Below are 6,980 nucleotides of genomic sequence, written 5' to 3'. Positions count from 1 at the left end.
CACTGCTGTCCTCGCCGCCCCGCACCTTTGGCGCAGGCTGGCTATCCCGCAGCCGCCCCCGGCCTGCGTCATCAACCATCCAGCCTCAAGGAGATGTTCATGTTGGCGCGCGATGTCGAAGCCGCCGCTGACGAGGCAGCACACCAGGTTGTCGAAGAGCTGGAGCAGACTGCCCGCGGCTGGTTCCATGTGGAGTACTCACTCCACAAGCGCGAATTCATCGCCTATTACCTGGGCCACTGTCCTCCGCCCGGCATCATGTGCCGGGCGCCCGTCGCTGACCAGCTCCTCGTGCTGATGGACCGTGTGGCACCGCCGGGCTGGCGGATGCCGGACCTTCCGCTACTGTCCGCTCGATCTGTGAGCCTCACCCAGGCACCTCCTGGGCGCGGCAGGTGATGCGGCATGTACGAGTGGAGGCCATACGTCCCACCCGCGTTTGGGCTGCTGTCCGTGGCTGAGACGTCCTGTTGTGAGGAGTTCCGGCTGTGCCACGAAGCCACGACGTATTTCGTGCTGCGGCTCATCGCGCCACGAACCTTTGAGGAGACCGGCCGGGGCGAGTACGCCCACGCCCTCAGGGTCTGGACGGACCTGTCCGCGGGGCACCTCTGCGAGAAGAAGGTGGCGCCATGATCGCGTCCTGGCGCCGTCTCAGCCCGCTGTTGTCGGACCTCCTCTCGGCCGTGCGGATGAGCGAGCTGGTGAGAAAGGACGGCCTAGACGCGCCCCATTTGCTGTCGCATACACGCTGCTCGCCGAGCATAGCCACCAGCTGGTGGAGATAGCGTCCAGCACCTTCGTGGGGCCAGGCTAAGGCCTCACGCGTTTGCTGTATTTGAAAAGCTGTATGTCGCCGAGGCAACACGCCCTTGGACCCTTCAGAACGCGCCAGTCCAACCGGATCCGATGACCTGGGCGCACCGTAGCTTCCCCGCGAGCGCACGTGCGCTCAGGGAGACCTTGATTCGCTCCGTCCGATCGGCCGGCCATCAACAACAGCGCGGCGGTGGTGAGCGTGGATCCCGGCGGCGGTCCGGCTCCGCCCACATCGCTGAATGCCTCCGGCAGCCTATCCAAGCTGCGTGGGCACCTCTGGAACACCCTCGACCTTGGTGCCCAGCCTGCTCACGCATGACCGCCGACCGAATACCAAACACTCGCGGTACACCACCCTCACCAAGGATCACATGATCGTGACTAGCCCCCATGGGCGGGATTACCTGCTCCGCGACCTTATCGAGACGTTGATCATCAACAATGAGCTCTCAGCACGGCCAAGTGACGATTGGCGCTCGCAAGCCCTGCGCGCAGCGCCTCGCGATCACTTTGTCCCCGATCGTGCCTGGGTACCGTCACGCGACCTCAGCGGCGGATACGTCATCGACCACCGTATCGATCCCGACGACTGGCTGCTCGCTGTCTACCGCGACACGCTGCTGGTGACCAAGCGAGGCGACGGGGACATCATCGACACAAGTGTGCCGGCGACCTCAGCGGTGTCCCGGCCTGGTGTGGTTATGCGCTTCCTGGAGCTGCTTCAGCCACAACCTGGCGATCGTGTCCTGGAGGTGGGGACCGCCTCCGGCTGGACGGCAGGGCTGCTCGCCCACCGGGTCGGGGATGGGAACCTGATCACGATCGAGATCGATCCGGAGTTGTCCACGACCGCGAAACAGAATCTAAGCAAGTTGGGTCTCGCGCCGATCGTGGTGACGGGCGATGCCACAATGGGCAGCACCGTCCGAGAGGAGTTCGACCGTATCCATGTCACCTGCGGCGTTCGCAATGTCCCGCAGGGCTGGACCAGTCAGCTGCGGCCGGGAGGCGTGATGGTGCTTCCCTGGATGCCGGCGCACGGTCAGCGAGGCGAGATCCTCAAGCTTCAGGCACCTCTCATAAGCCCTTGGTTGATCGGCCGGTTTTGCGGATCAACCAGCTTCATCATGATGTCAGGGCAGGACGTCGATATCCCGACCTCGGGACGCCGTGCGGACGACGAGTCCTCCTGGACGTCCATGCGTCCCACCCAAGTGATGGAAGCGATGCCCCGGGGCTTTGGCATCTTTCTGACCGCTGTTGCACCCGATCTAGCCATCACCAAGGCGAAGCGCGAGGAACACAACGACCGAGCGGCCTTCGTGATGGAGTTGGCAAGTCTGCGCGATGACAGCTATGCCACCATAGTCGCCGATCCTGCATACGACCGCACCTGCATGACGCAATCCGGTCGAGGCTTGGGAGACATCCTGTTTCAGGCCTACCGACAATGGGTGCGGCTGGGCAAACCGGGTCGCGATCGGTTCGGCCTCTGGATCGGTCCTGACCGTGAGGTGATCTGGCTGGACCGGCCCAGCAACGCAATCGGCGCCCGTAACCGCTAACCACCGGTAGTCGCGAAACCCGATGGGCGAGCGTCTCAAACGACAGACCCAACACCGCGGCCGCCGACCTCGCCGACCAGCCTCAGGTCTTTGTCCCAGGGCTGAAAGCGGTCTCACATAGCGAGAACGCTTTCAGCCCTGGGTCTTTGTCCGGAGCGTGCGGGCAGCGTGCTCATGATGATTGTGAGGGCTTGGCATCACATGGATGAGCGCCGGGCCAGGTTTGGAGCGTGCTCGGCCAAGACCGTCAAAGTCGCCCGCTCCTCTTGGGGTTCGCTCCGGTTCACGGAATGTGCGCTTGATGACGATAGCGCGTCGCGGGTATCGACCTCGTGGGCACTGAAGGCGTCAACTGGCATACGTTCCTTCTGCCTTTTCCGCCGTTCCCCTCGGGCGTAATCGTCTAGTCAGCGCTCCCAAGAGGATAGACCTTATCCTTACGCAAACGCTCAAGGTGCGTGACCGACACATCAGGGATGGTGTCTTCATCGCGTCTCCGGCGGCCAGGAATACCGCACTCACGAAGCTCGGTCTCCACGTCGCCGTAGGCGCACCGTAGAAATCCTCGCGGCCCGCAGGCGTGTACCGCTATCTTTGATGGGACCAGACCATCACTCACGCTTTCAGCGGAGGGCGAAATGGCCAAACAGATCCAGGAGATACTCATAGATGATCTGGATGGCGGCGAGGCTAACGAAACTGTCGCCTTCGCTATCGACGGCTCGTCTTACGAGATTGATCTCAGCGACATGAACGCCAAGAAGCTTAGGGACGCTCTCACACCATTTGTGCAGCATGCACGCCGATCCGCTCCCGCACCTCTCCGTCGGCGCGGGCGCGGAACACAGCGGACGATAAGCCGCGAAAAGAGCTCGGAGATCCGGCAATGGGCCAAGGCTCATGGCCTCCCTGTGAGCGAACGAGGCCGAATTTCCTCCACCGTCGTAGAACAGTATGAGGCAAGCCATCGCTAGCAAACCAGTGCCCGGTCTCTCACGGGGAGACCGACCGTGAGTGCATCGGTCTGCACGCGGGTGCGGGGCTGGCGCACGCGGCTCGTGCTCGACCGTTGCGCGACCGTTGGGATTATCGATGCGGGCTTCCCACCGATAGCTGGCGAATTGGAGGAGATGAGCCAAGACGCGGCAACACGGTTTCCATCGAGGCCGACAAACCATCGTTGTTTCGTACGTTCGCAGCCGGCCCGAACAGCTGGACGCCACATCGGCGTCGTGTCGCTGGGAATGCCCTGCCTATCACTTCCCCGGAGCTGGGCTGCGTGTGTCTATACGCCGTGCCTGTTCTATGAGGGCTGTAACCGTGACTGCGTGCAGCATGGACGGGTACAGCGCCTTGGCGCGTTCTTCAGGCATCCCCCCGGCGAGCGCGGTGTCAAGCAGCGCGAGGCTCAGCCACTTGATGTCCACAGGACGACCATCATCTTGCCTGATCAGCAGACCACTCTCCGGCCGGGTCTGACCCAAGGCCTGCAGCCAGGAAAAGACCATCGTCGGGACCGGGAAGGACGCGACGTCGCCGCGATCGTTTCGAATGGTGATCAGCGCGAGCACGTTGGTGGAGCCATCACGCACGGCATGAAGGTCGTGACTGGTCAGGGTGGCCAACGTGTCCGCGCTGGCTCCAGTGGCTTCGAGTAGGCCGATGGCCACCGCTTCAGTCACGCGACCGTCGGCCGCCAGGCGGGCGGCGCCGCGGCGTAGTAGCAGCCGTTCGTGGCGAGTCACTCGCGGGTGGCCGACGTTCAGATGCTGATCTTCTTGCGGAACACCACCGAACGACCACGCAAAGCGGTAGAAGGACGACAACGCGCGACGCTTCCTCGCCACGGTGGCACTTGCCAATGCCCTACCTGGGACCCGCACACCCACGCTGAGTGTGCCGGCCCGTGCTTGCTCGCAGTACGTGTCCAGGTGCTCTCCGGTGACGGCGAGCAAGCTCAGGCCCGGCTCCGCAACATGCAGCCAGCGCAGAAACGCAGCCAGGACCTGCAGGCATGCCTGTCGCGCGGCCGTGCTGGGCCGCTCCTGCAGCCAATAGGCCACCGTTAACCATGCGAGGGGATCCAAGGCGTCGATGAGATCGACATCGGCGCGGGTCACTTGCCCGCTATCACCCCGGCGATGGCGTGGCCGCAATCCAGCAATGCGGCCAATACTGGGAGACTCTTCCAAGAGTGGCGAAGCCTTGTGCATGGCCGGTTGGGCGGGTCGCGTGCTGGTCGTCAGAGGGGCACTTCCCTTCATCGGCGTACGCGCCCCGTTTCCGGTAGAGGCGTGCGTCATGCTCACCACGACGGTGCGATCATGACGCCGCTGGTGTGCGAAAGCGGTCTGCTGCTGGGGCCGCCAAGTGCCTGTGGGCACACATCAGTGCCGTATGGCCGCGTGCGCGTAGCGAAGCTAGGGCGATCGCGGCGGCCGTCGAGAGGACATGACAGCCGTAGGCGTCAGTGAGGCCAGTCATCATCGTGTCGATCTTCTCATGAATGGAGTGCAGGGCGTTCGATGATCTCTCTGCATTGCAGGCACCGTGATGGTCGTGCGCGGGCAGCGGGTGAGCGGCGCGTAGACGGCTGTCACGATCTTGCCAAGAAGGCGCGGTGTGACGTGAGGCGGCGTCGCTCTGGGTGATGCGAAAAGGTGCTTCCCGCGGTGTGGGCACCGGTCGAAGTCCGGCCACCACGAGTAGGTGTCCGAATCCATCATGACGAATGTGATGAGATCCATTGTCGTCCCTCGGGTTGGAAACCTAAGGCCTCACTTTTGGAATGGCTGGCGTCTCTAGATAGGCCTTGCGCTCCGCCTGCGGCTGGCAGGCGGAGCGCAAGGCTGCTGTCGCGGCCTGACAGGCCGTTACGCGATGTTCGGCGAGGCCGCGCTGCTCGAGGCGGTATCTGGGCGAGTGGTGACGATCACGGGCAGCGACTGGACGGAGTTGGAAAACAGGGAGGGCACGGGGGCGAGGTCGCCGCCGGAGGCAAGGTACATGTCGGGGTAGCGGTTGAACAGGGCGCGCAGCGCCAGGGTGGCTTCCATCCGCGCCAGACCGGCGCCTGGGCAGGCGTGGGGCCCGCTGCCGAAGGCTAAGTGCCGCATATTCGCTCGGGAAGGATTGAAGAGTTGGGCGTCGGCGCCGTACTGATCAGGGTCGCGGCCGAGAAGACTGTAGGGGGCCAGGATGGCATCTCCGGCGGGAATGGTGACGCCCGCGACCGTGATGTCGGTGAGGGGGTAGCGGGCCATGAAGTTGCCGATCGGGGCGTCGTAGCGCAGTGTCTCTTCGACGACGGCGGCCCACGCGTCGTCCGGGTCGTCGGCAGCACGGCGGCGTACGGTGATGAGCTGGTCGGGATGGGTGAGCAGGGCTCGGATGGCGTTGAGTAGCAGGCTCACGGTGGTCTCGTGCCCGGCGGCGATCATGACCCATAGGGTTCCGGCGAGTTCCTCATCGGTGAGGGCTTCGGGGTCGTTCTGTCGAAGGGCGATCAGGTCGCTGGTCAGGTCGGGGCCGGGCCTGTCTTGGCGCAGCTGGATGATTTCGCCGAGAACTTGGTCGATGTCGGCTTGCGTCTGGACGACCTCCTCGGCGGATGTGGTGGAGCGGAAGATGGATTCAACCAGCCGGCGCAGCTGAGGTCGTTTGGCTGCCGGGACGCCGACGAGTTCGCAGATGACTGCCATGGGGATGGGGTAGGCGAAATGCTGGCGTAGGTCGACGACACCGTCAGCGTCGGCATGTGCGGGCAGCGCGTCGACGACATCGTTGATGAGGTTGGCGATGCGTGGGCGTATCTCCTGCAGGCGGCGCGCGGTGAGGGTGCGGGTGACGGGGCGGCGCAGTCGCTGATGTGCGGCGCCATCCGCAGTGACCATGTTGGTGACCTTCAGCATGCCGGTGAGCGACCAATCGTCGGGGATGTCACCATTTCGAGCGCAGGTCCAGTTGTGCCAATTTTTGCTGATGTCCGGGTGGTTGAGCACCTCAAGCAGCGGTTCTGTGCGGGTGATCGTCCAGGCGGGGACACCGTCGGGGAGCAGGACGCGGACGACAGTGCCGGCGGCGCGCATCCGTTCGGCTTCGCCGTGGTGGTCGGTGCCGTGGGGATCGAGTGTGATGCAGGGAATCTGATCGGCTGGGACGGCAGAGGGAGTGTCGGCTCGGTCGGTCGTGGCGGTCATGGGCTGGTCGTGAGCGGGCACGGGATCCTCCAGCGCGTGAGATGGCGATGCGGTCGGTGCAGGTCACACAGGGGCGGGCGGGGGCGGGAACACCACTGGCAAGTTGGCGGGGCAGCGAGTCCAGGGAGAGGGGCGCAGGGGGATGCGCGCTGGATCGATGTCCAGTTTCATGCCGGGCAGCCGGGTGAAGGCCGTTTCCACAGCGGCGCGGGTGATGACACGCGCTGGGTCCCGAGAGGGGCACTGATGCGGCCCGGTGCTGAATGCCAGATATGAGCGGTTGCCCAGGGACGCGGCGGATTCGCCGGCGGTGAGGATGCGGGGATCGCTGTTGGCTGCGGCGAGGCCCATGACGAGCGCGTCTCCTGCGCGGATGGGGCGGCCACCGAGTTCGGTG

General features: G+C 64.4%; 6 protein-coding genes and 1 pseudogene. 4 read left to right on the top strand and 3 right to left on the bottom strand.

The window, feature by feature from the left end:
* The 4 genes from AB0J09_RS51205 to AB0J09_RS51190 all read left to right on the top strand — a co-directional run.
* Positions 1-399, top strand: a 399-nt coding sequence (locus tag AB0J09_RS51205) for a hypothetical protein (protein WP_360708814.1), incomplete at its 5' end; no start/stop codon positions are given.
* 54 nt (positions 400-453) lie between these two features.
* The gene (locus tag AB0J09_RS51200) at positions 454-636 is read left to right on the top strand and encodes a hypothetical protein (protein ID WP_360708812.1); all 183 of its coding nucleotides are present in this window, start codon (positions 454-456) and stop codon (positions 634-636) included.
* Positions 637-1,115: 479 nt separating this feature from the next.
* Positions 1,116-2,384 carry a methyltransferase domain-containing protein gene (locus tag AB0J09_RS51195; RefSeq protein WP_360708809.1) on the top strand — a complete coding sequence of 423 codons (1,269 nt, stop codon included), beginning with the start codon at positions 1,116-1,118 and terminating at the stop codon, positions 2,382-2,384.
* 638 nt (positions 2,385-3,022) lie between these two features.
* Entirely contained in the window at positions 3,023-3,358 is a 336-nt protein-coding gene (locus AB0J09_RS51190; RefSeq protein ID WP_360708806.1) for an Lsr2 family protein, read from the top strand.
* 282 nt (positions 3,359-3,640) lie between these two features.
* Here AB0J09_RS51190 and AB0J09_RS51185 read toward each other — a convergent pair whose 3' ends face one another.
* The 3 genes and pseudogenes from AB0J09_RS51185 to AB0J09_RS51175 all read right to left on the bottom strand — a co-directional run.
* Entirely contained in the window at positions 3,641-4,504 is an 864-nt protein-coding gene (locus tag AB0J09_RS51185; protein WP_360708803.1) for a hypothetical protein, read from the bottom strand.
* Between the two features lie 753 nt (positions 4,505-5,257).
* Positions 5,258-6,583, bottom strand: coding sequence for a cytochrome P450 (locus AB0J09_RS51180; RefSeq protein ID WP_360708800.1), 1,326 nt, complete (start codon positions 6,581-6,583; stop codon positions 5,258-5,260).
* Positions 6,584-6,646: 63 nt separating this feature from the next.
* Positions 6,647-6,980: pseudogene (locus AB0J09_RS51175) on the bottom strand (cytochrome P450); the annotation flags it as partial.

This window comes from Nonomuraea sp. NPDC049784 (genome assembly GCF_040659615.1).
In the GTDB taxonomy this organism is placed as follows: Bacteria; Actinomycetota; Actinomycetes; order Streptosporangiales; family Streptosporangiaceae; genus Nonomuraea.
The sequence above is the reverse complement of the archived record's forward strand: the minus strand, read 5'-3'. Positions and strand labels throughout refer to the sequence as shown.